This is a genomic window from Pedobacter sp. ok626 (assembly GCF_900100435.1).
In the GTDB taxonomy this organism is placed as follows: Bacteria; Bacteroidota; Bacteroidia; order Sphingobacteriales; family Sphingobacteriaceae; genus Pedobacter.
In genome coordinates this window covers 16,163-34,965 of sequence record NZ_FNEX01000012.1, presented here as the reverse complement: position 1 = coordinate 34,965, position 18,803 = coordinate 16,163, and the positions used below count along the sequence as shown (strand labels likewise).

Here is an 18,803-nt window from a genome sequence, read left to right as displayed (position 1 = left end):
AGACTATGATAACCATTATTGTATCATCAGCAAAAAGACAATTTTTAGAACATCTACGTAGAAATATTGAGGCTACAATTGGTACACCTTATGAACTTATTGCTATTGAGAATAGCAAAGGAGAAATGGGGATATGTCACGTGTATAATCAGGGTGTTTCCCGGGCAAAGTATGAAGTGCTATGCTTCATGCATGAAGATTTAGAAATTAAAACTAATAATTGGGGATTAAAGGTCTTATCTGCTTTTGACAATCATCTGGATTTGGGTGTACTGGGGGTCGCAGGATGTGCTTATAAATCCTTTGCTCCTTCTGGCTGGGATGCTGATGGTAACGAGGGAGGGGTCAAAGCGATTAATTATATACAGAACTTTAAATCCAAGACTAAAGAAGGAACTAAAGTATATTTCAATTCCACAGGAGAAGATATTGTTGAGGTAGCTTGTCTAGATGGAATGTGGTTGTGTACACGCAAGGCTATTGCCGTAAACCATAGGTTTGATGATACGCTTTTAAAAGGTTTTCATGGATATGATGTTGACTTTTGCCTAAATGTGGGACAAACCCATCAAGTTGCAGTTACATTTGAGATATTAATGGAGCATTTTTCGGAAGGTAGTTTTAGTAAAGAATGGCTTTTAGAAATTTTGAAAGTACATCAAAAATGGCAACACATCTTACCGATAAGTAAAGTAGCCCTCAGTGATGTACAACAACTTCAATTTGAGAAAAGAGCTTATAAAAGATTGATCACAAACATGATTAATTTTGGATTTAAAAAAGGAGAGATACTAAATATATTAATCAATGGTAAAAAATCCGGTAAGATACCTTTAATACAGTTTTTGAAATTGAGCTTTTGTCTTTTAAAACTATAGTCTTTTTAGCTTAAGTTTATTACCAATTGACTCTTTGTACAGTCTCGTGATTTTGCTTAACAGGGGCTTGTCAAATAAAGTATAAACCTTATTTCTATTAAATAGCAGAAGGGCAAACAGATCAATAGAAAAGTACTTATCGTCCCTAGTGGATAGCGCACTAATCAATTTATCTAAAAAAAGGATATCCTTTTCGGTATTTAACCTGGAAGTTTTGAATGTATTTAACCATTGAATACGAAGGTCATTCTCTAATTTTCTACGCTCTATTTTCTTTAAATCATCGTTGCTTGCGATTTTAATCTCAGATAGGTGTTCAGAATAAGTTACCGTATTTTCATGTTGCCTGTAGTTTACCAAAAGGGCCTTTATGAATTTAACTTTGCCTTTTGATAAGGCATTGTAGGCTATCCAATGATCATGTGTTACACCTATAGGAATTGGAATGAGGAATGGGATCAGATTTCTTTTAAAGAGCATTGCATGGCCGGCAATGCAATTACTTAGTAATACTTCGTATTTATGGCTTTCCTTGATATGACCGACTCTGTCAGTAAATTTCCTGTTCAAAGAATTACCATTCTCATCTACTAATAATGAATCGTGATAAACCAGACTATATTTATCCTCTTCAAAATGTCTAATCATTAGAGATAGCTTTTTCAAATCCCAGATGTCATCCTGATCTGAAAGTGCTATAAAATCACCTTTACAGAGACTAAGTGCACGCTCAAAATTTTTGATGTACCCTAGGTTTTTTTCATTTTGATAGAATTTTAAGAAATCGAATTTCTGACTATATGCCTCTAAAATACTTGCTGTCCTATCAGATGAGCCATCATCAACAACAATGATTTCCTTATTTTGGTAGTCTTGATTAACAAGGGAATCTAATTGTTCAACGAGGTGACTTTCTCCATTGTAAGTGCAGATGGCAATCGATATGAGTGGAATTGAAGAAGGTATATTATAACCTTCTTTTTTTATAATCGGGCCCCAAAACTCTAGATTTTTTTCCCAAGCATGACATCCGAAAGGTAGTGTGTTTCCTCCCAATTCAAAGGCATATTTCGGATGTGTTTCTATGGAAAACTTAACTGCAGTTAGAAAATCAGGAATATTTAGTTTTTTTTGTTTTCTGTTTATTTCGATTGACCAAAATAAATCTTCGTTGAAGGCGGGATTTTTAAGATCTATATAATGTTGAATCATCTCTTCTTCACTGATGGTCAAATCATAAAACTTTTTAATATTCCTGAGCGAGAAGCCTCCGTTACCAACTCTATTATACAATTGCTTGCTCTTAGGTAAGCCCTTTTGAGTAACATTGAATTTTATATATAAATCGGATTTTAGTTTATTGTACAGTCTATTAAAGGGCGTGTTCTTTTTAAGAGGCCTAAGCCATGGAGCGCCAATATAATCATATCCACTATCTGCCCAGTAATTCAACATATCAGAAAATGCGAATGCATCTGGTTGATAGATTAACATATAGTTGTAATTCAGAAAGCTTTCATAAAATTTTGGGGACAGCATGAGCCTGTTGTATCCGTGTATATCTTCAAAGAAGCTATCTTCAAAACAAACCATTTTATCAAATGGAAATTCTTTGAATATTGTAGATAAGTCTAAACTTTCGGGTTTTACAACGCAAATCGTATGGCCTTTAAACACTTTAAAGCATTGCTGTATTGAAATGCGTTCAAATTCGTTTAAGTTTTTTTTATATAAAGGAATGACTATAACATTTAACATCTACCTGAATAACGATTTAAAGATTTTTTGAATATATAAAAATACGTTCCTGGCCTTGCAAAAGATGTAGACGTCAATAGGAAAGACTTCTTTGATAATCTGTTCTCTGTCGTCTTCAAAATCAAAATCAATGTTGTTAACCCCTGATGTACCCATATCGTTAAACTTTGAAATAATAACATTGACATACCGGAATTGGTAATCACTTTTAAAATATAACAAGATGTTTAATAAGTAATCTGCCCAGATTTTATACTTAGTATTATAGCTATATATATTGAAAACACTTTTTGGATAAAACAGCGTTTGGTGATTGAAATTGTGTTTACCTACGCGATACCTATTCATTTTTCCAAATCGAAGCTTCTTTTTGCATATATAATAAGCATCTCCATAAAGAACGTCATGCTCATTATATTGGTTCTTGTCAAAAATGGCACTTAGAACGTTAGGGCTATATAATTCATCATCAGCTCCTAAAAAATAGATATAGTCGCCACTACATTTGCTAAGTGATTTGTTCATCGCATCATAAATTCCGGCATCCTTTTCAGAGCTGAAATAAGCTATATGAGCCTTGTATTTCTCAATAATATCCAGGGTTCCATCAGTGGAAATTCCATCAATAATTATGAATTCGAAATTTTTGTAGTCTTGTATAAGAACACTTTTAATAGCGCTTTCAATAGTCGGTGCCGCATTTCTTACAACAATTACAATACTAACTTTAGGATGATCAGAAGGATAAATCATATATAGTTAATCCGTAAAAGTTTGCATATCAATTAGACGTTTATATAGGCCATTATGAGTTATCAATTCAGAATGATTTCCCATTTCAATAACCTGCCCTTTATCAATAACTGCAATTTGATCTGCGTGCTGTATGGTGCTTAATCGGTGGGCAATTACAATGGATGTCCTGTTTTTCATTAGGTTATTTAGTGCTTCCTGTACCAGTTTCTCTGACTCGGTATCAAGTGCTGATGTAGCTTCATCTAAAAGCATAATAGGGGGGTTAGCTAAAACTGCTCTTGCAATACAGATCCGCTGTTTCTGACCGCCTGACAAGCGGTTTCCCCTATCGCCCACGAAGGTTTGATAACCGTCTTCAGTATTTAATATAAAGTCATGAGCATTGGCGATTTTTGCGGCATTAACAACTTCTTCTTCTGTTGCTTCAGGCTTTGCAAAAGCAATGTTGTTGAAAATTGTATCATTAAATAGCAAAGACTCCTGGTTTACAGTACCCATTTGAGCCCGTATGCTCTCAACTGTTAAATCTCTATAGTCATGACCATCAATTTTAATAGTGCCTGATTTTGCATCATGAAAGCGTGGAATAAGGTCCATCAAAGTACTCTTACCACCTCCTGATGGGCCTACCAAAGCTACTGTTTTGCCTTTCTGAATAGTTAAATTGATACTCCTTAATACCTCTTTTGTACCATAACTAAAGGATACATTTTCAAAAGTTACTGCCTGATTAAAGCCTTTTATAGTCTCGGCACCCGGTTTATTTACCATCTGTGGTTTGGTGTCGATAAGTTCTAATACGCGTTCTCCGGCGGCTATACCTGAGTGTATTCCACTGAATGCATCCGTCAAGGCTTTTGCAGGACGCATTACCTGTGAAAATATAGCAATGTAGGAGATGAATTGTCCAACTGAAAGCGCACCAGGTTGCTTGCTCATAGTTAGGGATCCACCATACCAAACAATAAACGAAACCATTAAAACACCAAGAAATTCGGATACCGGTGAGCCTAACTGTTGCCTTCTTACCATTTTTCTATTCAGATTAGAATAAAAGACATTTTCAGCATGGAACTTGTCTTTTATTCTTTGTGTTGCATTAAAGGCTTTAATGATTTTTATACCGCCTAGTGCTTCATCTAAAAATCCGATCATTTTGGCAAAAGATTCGTGTGATTCTTTTGCTTGTTGTTTTAGTCTTTTTACGATTTTGCTAATAATGAAGGCCGATATAGGAATTACCATTAACGAAAACAGGGTTAGCTTTACAGATATCATTAATAAAGCAATGATATAGAAAATGAGTGTTACAGGCTCTTTAAATACGACCTGTAGTGTGTTAGTAACCGTAAATTGTACAACCTGCACGTCTGAAGAAACTTTTGAAATAATGTCTCCTTTACGCTCATTGTTAAAGTAGCCTACATGGAGGTTCATTACATTGTTAAATACCGTTTTACGAAGGTTCAATAAGGTATGCACCCTTAAATCTTCCATTGTTCTTTGTGAAAAATACTTGAAGATGTTGGAAAGCAATACTGAAATGATGATAATAATACAGATATAGGTTAATGTTTTCTCGGGCCCATTAGTCGCCAGGGAATGATTGGCGAATTCCTGAAATTTCGCCATGACGTTAAAGTTCGAAGCCGGAGCATCAGTTGGGGCTGGAGCAGGCTTCTCGTCTGACATCATTACCCCGAATAAAGGAGCTAACAAGGTAAGGTTTAATACCCCAAAAAGTACAGCAAGTAAGGTGGTGATGATATATGGTATTGCAAATTTTTCTATTGGTTTTGCAAATGACAATAATCTGAAATAGGTTTTCATTTATAAAAATTAGGCTGCAAAGTTACGCTTTCTATAATTAAACATAAGTTTTTACAGGAATACTACATTCTTGTTGGAAATAGAGTGGTTAATCTTATCGATGATATCTTGCACATTAAGTTCAGAACCGTGTTTTCTCTTGAGGGATACAATGTTTGCTCTTGAAGCTTTTATCTGGGGGATGTGCTGCAGATATTCCTTATAACTGGTCATCATCCATGATTTTCCAAGAATAAGCTTGGGTAATACTTCTAAAAGTAATAAATAAGTAGGCCATATCCAGCCCCTGAATCCATTTAGGTGGATTTTGTGAAATATAAACCTGTTCCGATAATAGATCTTCTTAATGAACTCTGATTTAATCTGAGTTTTTGTACTCCCACTAACCTGATGAAAACAGATGGACCGGTGCTCATAATAGCATTTCCATCCAACAAGCCATGCTCTTAAGCATAGGTCTGAGTCTTCAGAAGAGAAGGGAGAGTAGATTTCATCAAAGCCATTTAATTTTTTGAGTTTTTTGGTATCTACTAAAGCATTTGCCCCTGAAAGGTAAGCTGTATAAGTACTCTCCTCGTTAGGATCAGTTGAAAAATAAAAGCGGTTAGCTTTAAGTCGGCAACCCTTGCGAAATAAAATTCGGGCTGCATCTTCTATTTTGCTGCCATCGGCACTCATAATCCGTCCCATTACCCCAAAAGTATCCTCATGTTGGAAATACTTCCATTGTTGCTCAAAGTAGTCTTCGGTAAGTCTTACATCTGAATTTAAGAGAAATGTGAGGGCATACTGTGCGGTCTTTATTCCTTGGTTGCAGGTGTAAGAGAAGCCCCGATTTTTATCATTTATCAATAGAAGAATTTCTGGGTAGTGTTGTTTTATAAAATCTACGCTTTGGTCTTTTGAACCGTCATCTATGACAATGATCTCGTAGGGAACCGCTGCTTTTTTGACTGCTTGAAGCACTGATGGTAAATAGGCTTCGAGCAAGTGCCTACCATTATAGTTTGGGATAATGACTGAAAGGCTTTTCTTCATCATGATTATTTAACGATCTTATAATTACGGTATTCAAATAGCCTGATTCCTGTTAGATCTTCTATTTTTTGTAACATCCTTCTTTTAAGGCTCATCTTAGGAGTTCTTTTAGTTAGATCTTCATCAAATGTCCAGTTAGTGGCGGCTATCCTATTTTGCATCACTTTGGGGTGATTTTCCTCAAATTTGACCAGACGATCTGCATTTCGCATGTCGAAAGATTCCTGAATTGGAAAGTTTTGCTCTACCCAGTCTTGAGTTTGATAGAATTGATTAAAATTTCTGACTTTTCCTTGTAGGGCCTTAGGCGTTTTAACCCAGCCATAATGATAAATATAGGCGTCAATTAGTTTTACCCTTAATTTTCTATCATTGATCCTAAAACCTTGTGCATCTCTGTAAGAATGTATCCCTGGCAAGTTTTTCAGTATGCGAATCTCTCTTCTATACCAACGACGTGATTCAGCATAATAATCATAAGAGGCATAGAAATGCACGTATTTTAAAAGTAGCGCTTCTATCTGCTCATCCTTCAGGTTGTCTTTCATTTCCTGTTTGATGATCTCGTGATACTTCTCATGGATACACTCATCACCTTGTATATAAATCATCCAATCAATGTCGGGTGAAATCGCTTTGATGGCTTTGTTAGTCTCTTCTGCGAATACCTGTCCTCCTTTTTGAAGAGAATCATCCCAAACCGTATTGATTATTTTTATCTTATCTGGTGAAATTGATTTTATAAGTTCAGCAGTTTCGTCAGTTGAGTTCCCTAAAGCAACAACAAAGTCATCGCATAGAGGTAAAACAGAACGGATGGCCTCCGCTACAGGGTAGTCGTTTGCGATTGCATTTCTTATAAAGGTAAAGCCTGTGACTTTCATTAATGGTATTGAATGTTTTTTTGCAAATGTAAGTTTTATTAAAGCAGGATTGGCTTTGTGTTACTCCTTTACTTTAAGCACTGGTTGCGTTAATTGCAGTTTTTTCCAATGCGTACCTCTCTGATATAGCAGCTTACTTAGCGGATATTTAAATTTAAAATGACCGTTGTAATCTATTCCAAGTCTACGGTAGGGGATGTTGGGATTTCCCTTTAAGCATTGCTTTATAGCTTCTGAATAAACTGTTGGTCCTGTCATTTTATGTACATCGTGAGGGTATTTGTTATTCCTGATATTGTCTAACATCAACTCCATGGTTTTTTGAAGAAAGGGATGCTGCGCTTCAAAAACCAATGCCCATTGTACGCATAAACCAGGATTCCGTTCATCAGAAATGATGGCAACATCATCTGGGAGGATGAAATCATTAAGACTTCCTTTAATAGAACTGTCTATATCCAGGTAGATGCCTCCTTTTTTAAGCAATATGGCATACCGGAAAAAGTCTGCCTTTGCTGCACCAATATTAAGTTGCTGATAAAGCTTTAAAGTTTCATCATCGTAAGCTTCCTTCAAAAAAGATTCAATTCTTTTATCATCATAGAACTCATAGCTGTAATCCCGATTTTTTCTTCTGAATTTTGAAATTTGCCATCTGGTAATTAATGGCAGTTTGTTGGACTTAAACGTTTGATAAATAGTCTTCGGTATTGACATTGCTAATGCTTGATCTAAGATGTTTGGAAGTAGTCCCTTTAAGGGAATATTGAATTAATTCTATTTCTTTGTAGCAAAGATACTTTATTAATGGATGCCAACGACCCACTTTTAAAAGGAATTGAACAAGGAAATTTTAATGCCCTGGCGCGGGCAATCACCTTTGTCGAAAACGATATCCCTCCGGCTACTGAATTGCTAAGGACAATCAAGGTTAATTCAAGGGTTCCTGTAATAGGTATAACTGGGCCTCCTGGAGCAGGTAAAAGTACCTTGGTTAATGCAATTACGGAGGAGATTGTAAAGGCAGGTAAGAAAATTGCTATTCTCGCCGTGGATCCTACTTCTCCATTTAATTTTGGATCATTGTTGGGCGATAGGATCAGGATGTCCCAGCAGTTTAATAACCCGAATGTATATATACGGTCATTGGCAACTCGTGGAGCATTGGGCGGAATCTCTGCAAAAACGATTGAAATTGTTGATTTAATCAAGGCAGCAGGATTTGATATGATTCTTGTGGAGACGGTTGGCGTCGGTCAATCTGAGGTCGAGATTGCCGGGCTTGCTGATAAAACTGTGGTTGTGCTAGTTCCAGAATCCGGGGATGAAATTCAAAATATAAAGTCGGGTTTGATGGAGATCGCCCAAGCGTTTGTTGTGAACAAGGCCGATAGGGAAGGGGCCGATACGTTTGCTAACAATCTTAAAAAATTGGTTCATCAGCATCATCATATTCCTGTGTTTAAAACAGTCGCAGATAAAAAGGAGGGGATAGCTGAGTTGTGTGAATGGCTGCTTCAGCCTACTTTAATTGATAATGAGCGCAAATCTTTTCTGCTGGAGGAAAAGGCCTTTAAGATTATTCAGCATTATCGTATGGTTGGTGTTGACAGAAAGAAATTACATGCGGACCTTGCTGAGGCCTTAAAAAGCCCGGATTTTAACATTTATCGTTTTACGGATAGCTGGATTTAATACGTTGATAATTAATCTGTCTTAAAAATAGGACTTAGCTGTAATGTGGGTCTGGACAGTAATTACGCGGTTTTCTTCTATTTTATTAAAAAGTTAAAACCTGCTTGAAGTGTATTTTGAACACCCTTTAGTTGCATGTCTATCCTTTTTTATCCAGAATCAAAAACTTTTGGCGTTTTAAAGTGTTTATGGGGTGTTGAATACGCTAAATGATGTTATTTATTAATAATTTAGAAGTTTGGAACGGAGTTTGTGTAAGTGTTTTGAGAATTTAAAAATTTGTTTAATTTTGCTACACAAAAAAATTATACAATTAAAATTTGTTTAACCTTAAAAAAGAAAATTATGAATTATTCTACTTTAAAAAAGGGTCTAGCAGCCTCTTTCGTAGCAATGGTTGGAGTAACAACTCTTGCTAGCGCCCAGGATGCTACGACTTCTTCTTCTGCCAAGGTATTTGGTGGTAGAGGTCAGTACAGAACGTGGTCGATTGGTGTTAACGGTGGTGTTTTATCTCCATTTGTTGCTATCGGTGGTACTAACGATTTCAAAAATGCCGAAGTTAACTTAGGTTACGGTATTTCATTGAAAAAACAATTAGGTCATGCTTTTGGCTTAGAAGGTAACATTTTCCGCGGAAAGATCTCTGGAACTAACAAAGATGTAGCTGGTGGAGTTCAAAATGGTACTAAAGAATTTGAAACTGATGTAGCTTACTCAGCTGACATTAGAGGTGTTGTAAACGTAGCTACAGTAGATTTCTTACGTCGTGAGAACTCAGTTAACTTTTACGTATCTGCTGGTTACGGTTTAATCGCTTATGCTCCTAAAGTAACTTTGGCGAATGGTTCAGTTGTTGATTGGAAAGATAAAGCTACCGGTTCTGCAACGGATAAACATGATGCTAAAACTTATGTTAAAGAAGCATACATCCCTGTAGGTGTAGGTGTTAAATTTAAAGTTTCTGAGCGTGTAGCATTTAACTTAGGTTATACTATGCACTTCTTAGACGGAGATAACTTGGATGGAGTTTATGCAAATGGCGCTTCAAACAAAGATAAATTCTCTTACGGATACGCAGGATTAGAATTCTCTTTAGGTTCTAAATCTAAACCAGCTTTAGAGTGGGTTAACCCATTAGCTTTAATGTATGATGAGTTGAAAGATCCATCTTTACGTAATGAAGTTGAAGCTTTAAAAACTCGTGTATCTGCTGTTGAACAATCTATTGAAGGTTTGAAAAAAGATAGTGATGGTGACGGTGTTTCTGATCAATTTGACAAATGCCCAGGTACTCCTGCAGGAACAGCTGTTGATGGTTCAGGATGTCCTCTACCTAAAGTAGAGACTGTTGTAGCTCCAAACACTGGTAACTTAACTGGTTTTGAAACTATCCAATTTGAATTCAACTCTTCAGTTTTAAAAACTGAGTCTTACCCTACTTTAGATAAATTATCTTCAGTATTGCGTGAAAACGGTGGTAAAGTAACTGTAAACGGTTACGCTTCAAGCGAAGGTACTGCTGCATACAATTTGAAATTATCTAAAGACAGAGCTAATTCTGTTAAAACTTACTTAGTTAACTCTGGTGTTAACGCTAGTCAAGTTGTAACTAAAGGTCATGGTGAAGCTAATCCAATTGCTTCTAACGATACTGAAGAAGGTCGTATCCAAAACCGTCGTGTTGAATCAGCTAGAAACTAATTATTTCTAATTAAATACGAAAAAGAGGGCTTCAATCTTGAAGCCCTCTTTTTTTTATTTATACCTTTGTGTAAGTATGTATTTATTCAGAAAAAAAGATTCTAGCAGGCCAACAAATACCAATATTAAAATCATGCACATCATCAATGCTATTGCCATTACGATGTTTGTGGCTGGCATTCTGTGGAAGTTAGTTGATTGGCTTTTTTTAAGTTAAAAATATACATAACAACATAACTCATAATATATGAATACGGTAATAAACACCACTGATGCTCCGGCTCCAATTGGACCATATAGTCAGGCAGTAATTGCTAATGGCTTTTTATTTTTGTCAGGTCAGGTAGCGATCAATCCTGAAACGGCTGAGCTAACCCAGTCTTCAATAAAGGAAGAGACACATCAGGTAATGAGAAACATTAAGGCTGTTTTACTGGAAGCTTCTTATGAATTTGATGATGTGGTAAAGACGACGATCTTCTTGTCAGACATGAGCTTATTCGCTGAAGTGAACGAAGTATATGGTTCCTATTTTGATAAGACATTTCCTGCTCGTGAGACGGTTGCTGTAAAAGGTTTGCCAAAGGGTGTAAACGTGGAAATTTCGATGACGGCATATAAAGCTTAAATTTTGCCTAAATCTAGTTTACGGTACTTTTTCGCAGGGATTTTATCCTTTGCTATCTGGGGCTTTTTCTCTATTCCATTAAGGAATCTGAAGGCTTTTCCTTCGGAAGAGATTCTGTATTACCGTATTTTTACCTCTCTTGTTTTTATTTGGCTTGCTATTATTGCATTCAGGAGAAAGGAACTTAAAAAGGATCTTGCTTATCTTTCGTCCATTACGGCCAAAGAAAAGCGTAACATCCTATTTCAGTTAATTGGCTCTACGTTGTTGTTAACGTCTAACTGGTATACTTATATCTACGCCGTAAATAACGTCAGTCTGCAATCTGCGGCCTTCGCTTATATGGTCTGTCCGCTGATTACCGCTTTTGGAGGTTTTTTGATTTTAAAGGAATCATTGTCCAGATTGAAATTGATCTCCCTTGGTATAGCTTTACTCAGTATTTTGTTATTGGCCACTGGCTCATTTGTAGAAGTGTTGTGGTCAGTAATTATTGCTTCACTGTATGCTTTTTACCTCATTATACAGCGTAAAATGCAGCATTTAGATAAGCTTAACGTGTTGGCTGTTCAAATAGGTTTAGCGGTTATACTAATGCTGCCCTTTTATTTATTGAAGCATGAAGGTTTTCCTCAAGACTTATGGTTTTGGGGTAATATTACAGTCATTGCTGTCTTCTTTACTATCATACCGCTTTTTTTGAGCTTATTTGCGTTGATAGGAATTCCTTCATCCACCTTGGGGATTATCATTTACATTAATCCAATTATAGCTTTCACTGTGGCTATTTTTTACTTTGGTGAACATGTCGATGTACATAAATTATTCGCTTATCTATTACTTTTGATATCTGTAATTGTATTTAATTGGGGCATAATAAAAGATATCTTTACATTTAAGAGAAAAAATATTTAAAGCTTTGTTTGCATCTACCTTAGATACGACTATCGAATTTCTGAAGGGCGTGGGGCCTAAACGTGCAGAACTTTTGCAAAAGGAGCTGGGTATTTTCACTTACGACCAATTGCTCAATTATTTTCCATTTAGATATATTGACAGGACGCGGTTTTATAAAATCAATGAATTGAGTCCGGATCTTCCTTATGTACAGATATTAGGACGAATTACCGGTAAAGAGCAAATTGGCGAAAAACATAAGAAGCGAATTGTAGCCCGTTTGACTGATGAAACTGGATCTATCGAATTGGTATGGTTTCAAAGTTTAAAATGGGTAGATGAGCATGTGATGAAAGGGAAGGTTTATATCGCATTTGGCAAGCCTGCGGTATTTAACGGGAGTTTTAGCATTTCTCATCCTGAATTGGAAAGTTACCCGAGGCCAGCGACTATTACGGGCAACCTTAGGCTGCAACCAGTTTACAATTCGACAGAGAAATTAAAGAAGTTTTTTCTGGATAGTAAGGGAATTCAAAAACTGCAGACTTTATTGTTGGAGCAGCATCTTTACGAAGTTAAAGAGACCATACCGCCTTATATTCTCGAGAAATATCACATGATATCGAGGAAGGAATCTATTTTAAATATTCACTTCCCTAAAGATGTAGCGCTATTGAAGAAAGCCGAAAGTCGGTTGAAATTTGAGGAGCTGTTCTTTATTCAGTTGCAATTGTTGCATAACAAACAACTAAGAGAGTTGAAATTTAAAGGACATCTGTTTCCTATAGTAGGAGAGCGTGTAAACACATTTTATAATGAAATACTTCCTTTCGAACTTACTGGTGCACAGAAACGCGTAATCAAAGAAATTAGAATGGATACCCAACGTGGCATTCAGATGAACCGTTTGGTTCAGGGCGATGTTGGAAGTGGTAAAACAGCTGTAGCTTTGATGAGCATGCTGCTGGCTAGTGATAACGGCTATCAGGCCTGTATGATGGCGCCTACGGAGATATTAGCCCGTCAGCACTATGAATCCATCAGTTCATTATTAAAAGATCGCCTGGTTAAGGTTTCCATACTAACAGGTAGTACAACCAAGAAGCAACGTACGCAGCTACACCAGGAACTAGAAGCTGGTGAAATTGATATTTTAGTTGGGACACATGCTTTGATTGAGGATAAAGTTGTATTTAAAAATCTTGGTCTGGTTGTGATAGATGAGCAGCATCGTTTTGGAGTAGAACAACGTGCTAAATTATGGCGTAAAAATACAGTGCCGCCACATATATTGGTGATGACCGCTACTCCGATACCAAGAACGCTCGCGATGACCTTGTATGGTGATTTAGATGTCTCTGTAATCGACGAATTACCTGTGGGGAGAAAACCTATTGAAACGAAGCATTTGTTTGAGGGGCAGCGTCTGAGAATGTTTGGTTTTATGAAACAGGAGATCGCTAAAGGTCGACAGGTTTATGTGGTTTATCCATTGATTAAGGAAAGCGAGAAGTTGGATCTTTTACACCTTGAGGCGGGAATAGAGCAGATGAGCTATCAGTTTCCAAGACCTGATTATCAGATTAGTATTGTACACGGTAAAATGAGTAATGCCGACAAGCAATACGAAATGCAGCAATTTATTGATGGCAAAAGCCAGATCATGGTAGCCACAACTGTAATCGAAGTGGGGGTAAATGTCCCTAATGCTTCGGTGATGATCATTGAAAATGCAGAACGCTTTGGGCTTTCACAATTACATCAATTGCGCGGTCGGGTAGGACGTGGTGCTGAGCAATCTTTCTGTATTCTGATGTCGGGAAATAAATTAAGTGCAGATGGGAAATTACGCCTGGAAACCATGGTGAAAACTAGTAACGGCTTTGAAATTTCAGAAATAGACCTGCAGCTTCGCGGTCCCGGCGATATTACGGGCACTCAACAAAGTGGTATACTGGAACTGAAATTGGCGGACTTGGCAAAGGATCAGCTAATTCTGCAAGAAGCCAGAAATACAGTTATAGAATTACTGACTGTAGATCCTCATCTGGAATTGCCCGAAAATAGTTTGTTGAAGACCTACCTTGCTAAAAGGCGTCGCGGTATTGCCTTCGACAAAATATCTTAATTAATCTTCATCACTTCCTGGTAAAGATCCTGCACCAGAATAGGCCCCCTTACGAATAACTGGTACGCCAAGGTGCTTATATAGTTCATCGAGGTGCATCAGACTGCCATTGGTTAAATTGCCTAGGAATATAACGATTATATCCTTTTGGAAATCGCGTACATAAATGTGTCTGAATCCGTGCCACCAACCTGTGTGGTACACTACTTTTCTATCTTTTTCTCCGTCAAACATACGCCAGCCATAACCATAATTAAAATGACCTTTAATAGCTTTGTTTCGACCTTTATACGCTGAATCCAGACTGTTTTGTGTTAATAATCTACCGTTCTTTAGATATTTGTCATATAAGACCAAGTCATGCAAAGTACTGTAGATGCCTTTATCACCAACAGGGCCATCTAAAAAGTTCTGCGCTACAGAGTATCTCCAGCTGTTACGATCATGGCCTACAACATCTACGGGGATTTTTTCATACTCTGCCTTCGAATAAACATGTGTGTTTTTCATCCCTGCAGGCTTAAATATATGTTCCATCATATATTGGGAGTAGCGTTGACCAGTTACCTTTTCAATAATTGCACCCAGCACCATAAAGTTAGAGTTGTTGTAATGGAAAACTCTGTCAGGTTTGGTATATGGACTAGGTTTTTTGTCGGCAATTACCTGCATTACTTCCTGGTTTGAAACTCCTTTTTTCATGTCACGTTTTTCCTTACGCCAGATATCATCAATGAAATAGACATAATTCATCATTCCGCTACGGTGCGATAGGAGTAATTGTACAGTTATTCCGTCATAAGGAAAGTTTGGGAAGAATTTTTTTACATCGTCTGTAAGTTTAAGCTTTCCTGCTTCAACCAGTTGCATAATTGCAACGCCGGTAAAGGTTTTGGTAATGGAGGCCAGCTCAAATTCTGAGTTTATTTTCAGGCTGTCACGATGTAGATGGTCCGCCCAACCAATAGCTTTTTCATAAATGATTTTTCCGTCCTTTGCTACAAGTACATTTCCATTAAAGCTATATTTTTTATGCAAATTTTGTACAAAGTCGGCAATCCATTTATCGCCTTTTGCCGGATTGTATGCCAATAATAAACTATCGGCCTTGTCGTCTTCAGGGATTCTCACCTTTTTATCGGCTTCTGCCTTTTTAGCTTTTTCCGCAGGGCTTGAACAAGATGAGAGCGATAAAACGGTTAATGATAGGGCTATGGTTAGCAGGCGATACTTCATGAACAATGCAATACGGTTTAAAAAGTCGAAAAATAAGGATTTTTAACCCTTTAAACGTAAAAGAGTTTTAAACATTGTACACTTTGTAGTTGATTAATTACATAATTCCAACTCATTGAGGCACAAAAACCCTAAATTTGCGGCAACAAAAAATAGAACACTATGAATTTTAGAACCGAACACGATACGATGGGTGAAGTGCAGGTGCCTGCTGATAAATATTGGGGTGCTCAAACTGAACGTTCAAGAAATAATTTTAAAATTGGTCCGGAGGCTTCCATGCCTAAAGAGATCATCCACGCATTTGGATATTTGAAAAAAGCCGCAGCATTGGCAAATACGGAGCTTGGCGTTTTATCCCAAGATAAAGCCGATTTAATTGCAAAAGCTTGTGATGAAGTGATTGCTGGTAGCTTAGATGATCAGTTCCCATTGGTGATTTGGCAAACTGGCTCGGGGACTCAGAGTAACATGAATGCCAATGAGGTTATCGCTTATCGTGCACATGTTTTAAATGGTGGGGATTTGGCTGATGACAAAAAGGTTTTGCATCCTAATGATGATGTAAATAAATCGCAGTCTTCAAATGATACATATCCTACTGCAATGCACATTGCAGCATATAAACAAGCCGTTGAAGTTACGGTTCCGGGGTTAGAAAAATTACATAAAACCCTTGTTGCAAAGTCTGAAGAATTTGCAACTATCGTTAAAACAGGACGTACTCACTTTATGGACGCTACGCCTTTAACTCTTGGACAAGAGTTTTCCGGTTATGCGCAGCAAATAAGCAATGGTCTTAGAGCGATTAAAAATGCTTTGGTGATGATAAGTGAGGTCGCTTTAGGTGGTACAGCTGTTGGTACAGGTCTAAATACGCCTAAAGGTTATGATGTATTGGTGGCAAAAAAGATAGCAGAATTAACAGGTTTGCCTTTTGTTACAGCTCCTAATAAATTTGAAGCCTTGGCTGCGCATGATGCAATGGTAGAGCTTTCAGGTGCTTATAAGCGTGTGGCCGTTTCGTTAATGAAAGTTGCAAATGATGTAAGGATGTTAAGTTCGGGACCGCGTTCTGGGATTGGAGAGATCATTATTCCTGATAACGAACCTGGATCTTCTATCATGCCCGGTAAGGTTAATCCCACCCAGCCAGAAGCATTAACAATGGTTTGTGCTCAGGTGATTGGAAATGATGTTGCTGTAAGTATCGGTGGAGCTACGGGTCATTTTGAACTGAACGTGTTTAAACCAGTGATTGCGTCTAACGTTTTACAATCGGGACGTTTAATTGGAGATGCTTGCGTGTCATTTAATGACCATTGTGCTGCCGGAATTCTTCCAAATCTTCCGGAGATTAAAAAACATCTGGGAAACTCTTTAATGCTAGTTACTGCACTGAATCCTCATGTTGGTTATGAGAATGCAGCAAAGATTGCGAAGAAAGCACATAAAGAAAATAAAACTTTAAGAGATGCCGCAATTGAACTGGGGCTATTAACCGGCGAGCAATTTGACGAATGGGTTCGTCCAGAAGACATGGTTGGTAGTTTAAAGTAAGCACCTAATTTGGTATGGGAATGTTGAGATTGGCGATTTATCTGTTGCTTATTTTGTGTGTGTCTGCTTCATGCAGAAGGTTGCCGGATGTGCAGGGAAAAGGGGAAGCTTTTTTGCAAGGTATATGGAATCAGGATAGTATCGCAAATGCTGATAAGCTCTTGAGTTATACGCAGCATAAGTTTAAGTTTACCTGCGACTCGTTTTATGTTGACCTGACCACACACTCCAAAGTGAACTACTATTCCGACTCCTGCTTTAATGGAGGGGTATGGAAGGAGTATGCCAAAGGAGTATATGAAGTAAGAGGAGATAGTCTATTTTTGGCAGGAACTTACACCAAGTCAAATTATAAACAAAAGGTGTCAGGCTGTTACCAAATTGGAAGATATGAAAAGGCGTTTTACATTAAATCTTCTGAACCTGGCAGCCTGCATCTGGAAAGTGTAGGAAACCAAAGGGAGTGTAATCTGGTTTTGAAAGAACGGATTATTTGTGTACCTAAAGAATTGTAATACCAGCATATGGCTTTTGATAAGCTTAATTATATAGCAATGAAGATGAAAAAGAGTTTAATAACGAGTGGGTACAAAGCGATATTAATTTTAGCTGTTACCTTGTACCTACCACTAAATGCAGGAGCCTGGGGTATGCTTGGGCATAGAATCGTTGCGCAGGTTGCGGAAAGCCACCTAAGTAATAAAGCAAGAAAAGGCATAAAAGATATATTAGGTAACGAAAGTCTTGCGATGGCAAGTAATTGGGGTGACTTTATAAAATCTGATCCTAGTTATGATTATTTGTACAATTGGCATTTTGTAAACTTGCCTGCAGGATTAGATAAACAAGGGGTATTTAATGTACTGGACACTGAAAAGGGGCCAAATGTATACAATAAAGTCCTTGAAATGGCTGCTATATTAAAAAATAAGCAAAGCAAAGCCGATGAAAAATTGTTAGCTATGCGTATGCTGATTCATTTAGTTGGTGACTTAAATCAGCCTATGCATACAGCAAGAAAAGAGGATCTGGGTGGAAATAAGGTTTTTGTAACTTGGTTTGGCGAAAAGTCTAATTTACATCGGGTTTGGGATGAGGCACTTATTGGTTATCAGCAACTAAGTTATACCGAATATGCGAATGCTATTGATTATCCTACAGCTACTCAATTGGGTACCTGGAAGACTTATTCATTGAAAGACTATGTTTATGGATCTTATGAGGCTTGCAATAAGATTTATGCTAATATCAAGCCTGAAGAAAAATTGAGTTATAAGTATAATTTCGAATTTGTAGGCTTGCTCAACGAGCAGCTTTTAAAAGGTGGAATTTGCTTGGCTAATGTTCTTAATGACATTTATAACTAAGGAAATGAAGATATTAATGGTTTGCCTGGGTAATATTTGCCGTTCGCCATTGGCGGAGGGTATTATGCGCCATCTGGTGGAGGAGCAGCAATTGGGCTGGGAAATCTCTTCTGCAGGAACGGGTGACTGGCATGTAAATCAGCCTGCTGATAGAAGAAGTATTGCTATAGCCAGCAATTTTGGTTATGATATTTCTAAACAAAGGGCCAGACATTTTAACCGGGATATGTTTGATGATTACGATCATATCCTGGTTATGGATCAAAATAATTTGAAAGATGTATTAAAATTAGCTTCAACTGCAGAGCATCGTAATAAAGTGAGGTTATTTTTGCCGGATGAGCTTGAAGTAACAGATCCTTATTTTGATGATAAGCTGTTTGAGCCCGTATTTTTGGAAATAGAAGAGCGCTGTAAGCAAATCATCACAGATTTTAAGTAAAT

18 protein-coding genes are annotated in these 18,803 nt (G+C 37.3%); 11 read left to right on the top strand and 7 right to left on the bottom strand.

Going from position 1 to position 18,803, the window contains the following annotated elements; translation table 11 throughout:
- The first annotated feature begins 5 nt into the window (after positions 1–5).
- Positions 6–878 carry a glycosyltransferase gene (locus BLS35_RS16585; protein WP_090783091.1) on the top strand — a complete coding sequence of 291 codons (873 nt, stop codon included), beginning with the start codon at positions 6–8 and terminating at the stop codon, positions 876–878.
- On the opposite strand, the gene BLS35_RS16580 is transcribed toward BLS35_RS16585, so the two are convergent.
- From BLS35_RS16580 to BLS35_RS16555, 6 genes are read right to left on the bottom strand one after another with little or no spacing between them, the layout of a single operon-like run.
- Entirely contained in the window at positions 873–2,636 is a 1,764-nt protein-coding gene (locus BLS35_RS16580) for a DUF5672 family protein (protein WP_090783089.1), read from the bottom strand. The two genes, BLS35_RS16585 and BLS35_RS16580, sit on opposite strands and share 6 nt — an antisense overlap.
- Entirely contained in the window at positions 2,637–3,389 is a 753-nt protein-coding gene (locus tag BLS35_RS16575; RefSeq protein ID WP_090783087.1) for a glycosyltransferase family 2 protein, read from the bottom strand.
- 6 nt (positions 3,390–3,395) lie between these two features.
- Positions 3,396–5,222: an ABC transporter ATP-binding protein gene (locus BLS35_RS16570; protein ID WP_090783085.1), complete on the bottom strand. Its 1,827-nt coding sequence runs from the start codon at positions 5,220–5,222 to the stop codon at positions 3,396–3,398.
- Between the two features lie 51 nt (positions 5,223–5,273).
- On the bottom strand, positions 5,274–6,263 hold the full coding sequence (locus BLS35_RS16565) for a glycosyltransferase family 2 protein (RefSeq protein WP_254778938.1): 990 nt from the start codon (positions 6,261–6,263) through the stop codon (positions 5,274–5,276).
- Between the two features lie 2 nt (positions 6,264–6,265).
- The gene (locus BLS35_RS16560; RefSeq protein ID WP_090783083.1) at positions 6,266–7,144 is read right to left on the bottom strand and encodes a glycosyltransferase family protein; all 879 of its coding nucleotides are present in this window, start codon (positions 7,142–7,144) and stop codon (positions 6,266–6,268) included.
- A 60-nt stretch (positions 7,145–7,204) separates the two neighbouring features.
- Positions 7,205–7,861, bottom strand: coding sequence for a glycosyltransferase family 32 protein (locus BLS35_RS16555; protein ID WP_090783081.1), 657 nt, complete (start codon positions 7,859–7,861; stop codon positions 7,205–7,207).
- Positions 7,862–7,951: 90 nt separating this feature from the next.
- Here BLS35_RS16555 and meaB point away from each other — a divergent pair, with 90 nt between their 5' ends.
- From meaB to recG, 6 genes are all read left to right on the top strand, one after another.
- Entirely contained in the window at positions 7,952–8,839 is an 888-nt protein-coding gene (gene meaB / locus BLS35_RS16550; protein ID WP_090783079.1) for a methylmalonyl Co-A mutase-associated GTPase MeaB, read from the top strand.
- A gap of 345 nt (positions 8,840–9,184) precedes the next feature.
- A complete protein-coding gene (locus BLS35_RS16545; protein WP_090783432.1) occupies positions 9,185–10,543 on the top strand; it encodes an OmpA family protein in 1,359 nt (452 codons plus the stop codon).
- A 76-nt stretch (positions 10,544–10,619) separates the two neighbouring features.
- A complete protein-coding gene (locus BLS35_RS28400) occupies positions 10,620–10,760 on the top strand; it encodes a DUF6728 family protein (RefSeq protein ID WP_371328251.1) in 141 nt (46 codons plus the stop codon).
- Between the two features lie 30 nt (positions 10,761–10,790).
- Positions 10,791–11,171: a RidA family protein gene (locus BLS35_RS16540; RefSeq protein ID WP_090783077.1), complete on the top strand. Its 381-nt coding sequence runs from the start codon at positions 10,791–10,793 to the stop codon at positions 11,169–11,171.
- A 3-nt stretch (positions 11,172–11,174) separates the two neighbouring features.
- Positions 11,175–12,086, top strand: a complete 912-nt coding sequence (locus BLS35_RS16535) for an EamA family transporter (RefSeq protein ID WP_090783075.1) — start codon at positions 11,175–11,177, stop codon at positions 12,084–12,086.
- A 4-nt stretch (positions 12,087–12,090) separates the two neighbouring features.
- On the top strand, positions 12,091–14,196 hold the full coding sequence (gene recG / locus BLS35_RS16530) for an ATP-dependent DNA helicase RecG (protein ID WP_090783073.1): 2,106 nt from the start codon (positions 12,091–12,093) through the stop codon (positions 14,194–14,196).
- On the opposite strand, the gene BLS35_RS16525 is transcribed toward recG, so the two are convergent.
- Positions 14,197–15,432, bottom strand: a complete 1,236-nt coding sequence (locus BLS35_RS16525; RefSeq protein WP_090783070.1) for a serine hydrolase domain-containing protein — start codon at positions 15,430–15,432, stop codon at positions 14,197–14,199.
- Positions 15,433–15,594: 162 nt separating this feature from the next.
- Between BLS35_RS16525 and fumC the strand changes: the two genes are divergently transcribed.
- From fumC to BLS35_RS16505, 4 genes are read left to right on the top strand one after another with little or no spacing between them, the layout of a single operon-like run.
- Positions 15,595–16,992, top strand: coding sequence for a class II fumarate hydratase (gene fumC, locus BLS35_RS16520; RefSeq protein ID WP_090783066.1), 1,398 nt, complete (start codon positions 15,595–15,597; stop codon positions 16,990–16,992).
- A 14-nt stretch (positions 16,993–17,006) separates the two neighbouring features.
- Entirely contained in the window at positions 17,007–17,507 is a 501-nt protein-coding gene (locus BLS35_RS16515; RefSeq protein WP_090783064.1) for a fumarate hydratase, read from the top strand.
- A gap of 45 nt (positions 17,508–17,552) precedes the next feature.
- Positions 17,553–18,359: a S1/P1 nuclease gene (locus tag BLS35_RS16510; RefSeq protein ID WP_090783430.1), complete on the top strand. Its 807-nt coding sequence runs from the start codon at positions 17,553–17,555 to the stop codon at positions 18,357–18,359.
- 4 nt (positions 18,360–18,363) lie between these two features.
- On the top strand, positions 18,364–18,801 hold the full coding sequence (locus BLS35_RS16505; protein WP_090783428.1) for a low molecular weight protein-tyrosine-phosphatase: 438 nt from the start codon (positions 18,364–18,366) through the stop codon (positions 18,799–18,801).
- Positions 18,802–18,803: the final 2 nt, after the last annotated feature.

What these genes read in the sequence shown, in the direction of transcription:
- BLS35_RS16585 (WP_090783091.1), top strand. Translation starts at nt 6, where the DNA reads ATGATAACCATTATTGTATCATCAGCAAAAAGACAATTTTTAGAACAT.
- BLS35_RS16580 (WP_090783089.1), bottom strand. Translation starts at nt 2,636, where the DNA reads ATGTTAAATGTTATAGTCATTCCTTTATATAAAAAAAACTTAAACGAA.
- BLS35_RS16575 (WP_090783087.1), bottom strand. Translation starts at nt 3,389, where the DNA reads ATGATTTATCCTTCTGATCATCCTAAAGTTAGTATTGTAATTGTTGTA.
- BLS35_RS16570 (WP_090783085.1), bottom strand. Translation starts at nt 5,222, where the DNA reads ATGAAAACCTATTTCAGATTATTGTCATTTGCAAAACCAATAGAAAAA.
- BLS35_RS16565 (WP_254778938.1), bottom strand. Translation starts at nt 6,263, where the DNA reads ATGATGAAGAAAAGCCTTTCAGTCATTATCCCAAACTATAATGGTAGG.
- BLS35_RS16560 (WP_090783083.1), bottom strand. Translation starts at nt 7,144, where the DNA reads ATGAAAGTCACAGGCTTTACCTTTATAAGAAATGCAATCGCAAACGAC.
- BLS35_RS16555 (WP_090783081.1), bottom strand. Translation starts at nt 7,861, where the DNA reads ATGTCAATACCGAAGACTATTTATCAAACGTTTAAGTCCAACAAACTG.
- meaB (WP_090783079.1), top strand. Translation starts at nt 7,952, where the DNA reads ATGGATGCCAACGACCCACTTTTAAAAGGAATTGAACAAGGAAATTTT.
- BLS35_RS16545 (WP_090783432.1), top strand. Translation starts at nt 9,185, where the DNA reads ATGAATTATTCTACTTTAAAAAAGGGTCTAGCAGCCTCTTTCGTAGCA.
- BLS35_RS28400 (WP_371328251.1), top strand. Translation starts at nt 10,620, where the DNA reads ATGTATTTATTCAGAAAAAAAGATTCTAGCAGGCCAACAAATACCAAT.
- BLS35_RS16540 (WP_090783077.1), top strand. Translation starts at nt 10,791, where the DNA reads ATGAATACGGTAATAAACACCACTGATGCTCCGGCTCCAATTGGACCA.
- BLS35_RS16525 (WP_090783070.1), bottom strand. Translation starts at nt 15,432, where the DNA reads ATGAAGTATCGCCTGCTAACCATAGCCCTATCATTAACCGTTTTATCG.
- fumC (WP_090783066.1), top strand. Translation starts at nt 15,595, where the DNA reads ATGAATTTTAGAACCGAACACGATACGATGGGTGAAGTGCAGGTGCCT.
- BLS35_RS16515 (WP_090783064.1), top strand. Translation starts at nt 17,007, where the DNA reads ATGGGAATGTTGAGATTGGCGATTTATCTGTTGCTTATTTTGTGTGTG.
- BLS35_RS16510 (WP_090783430.1), top strand. Translation starts at nt 17,553, where the DNA reads ATGAAAAAGAGTTTAATAACGAGTGGGTACAAAGCGATATTAATTTTA.
- BLS35_RS16505 (WP_090783428.1), top strand. Translation starts at nt 18,364, where the DNA reads ATGAAGATATTAATGGTTTGCCTGGGTAATATTTGCCGTTCGCCATTG.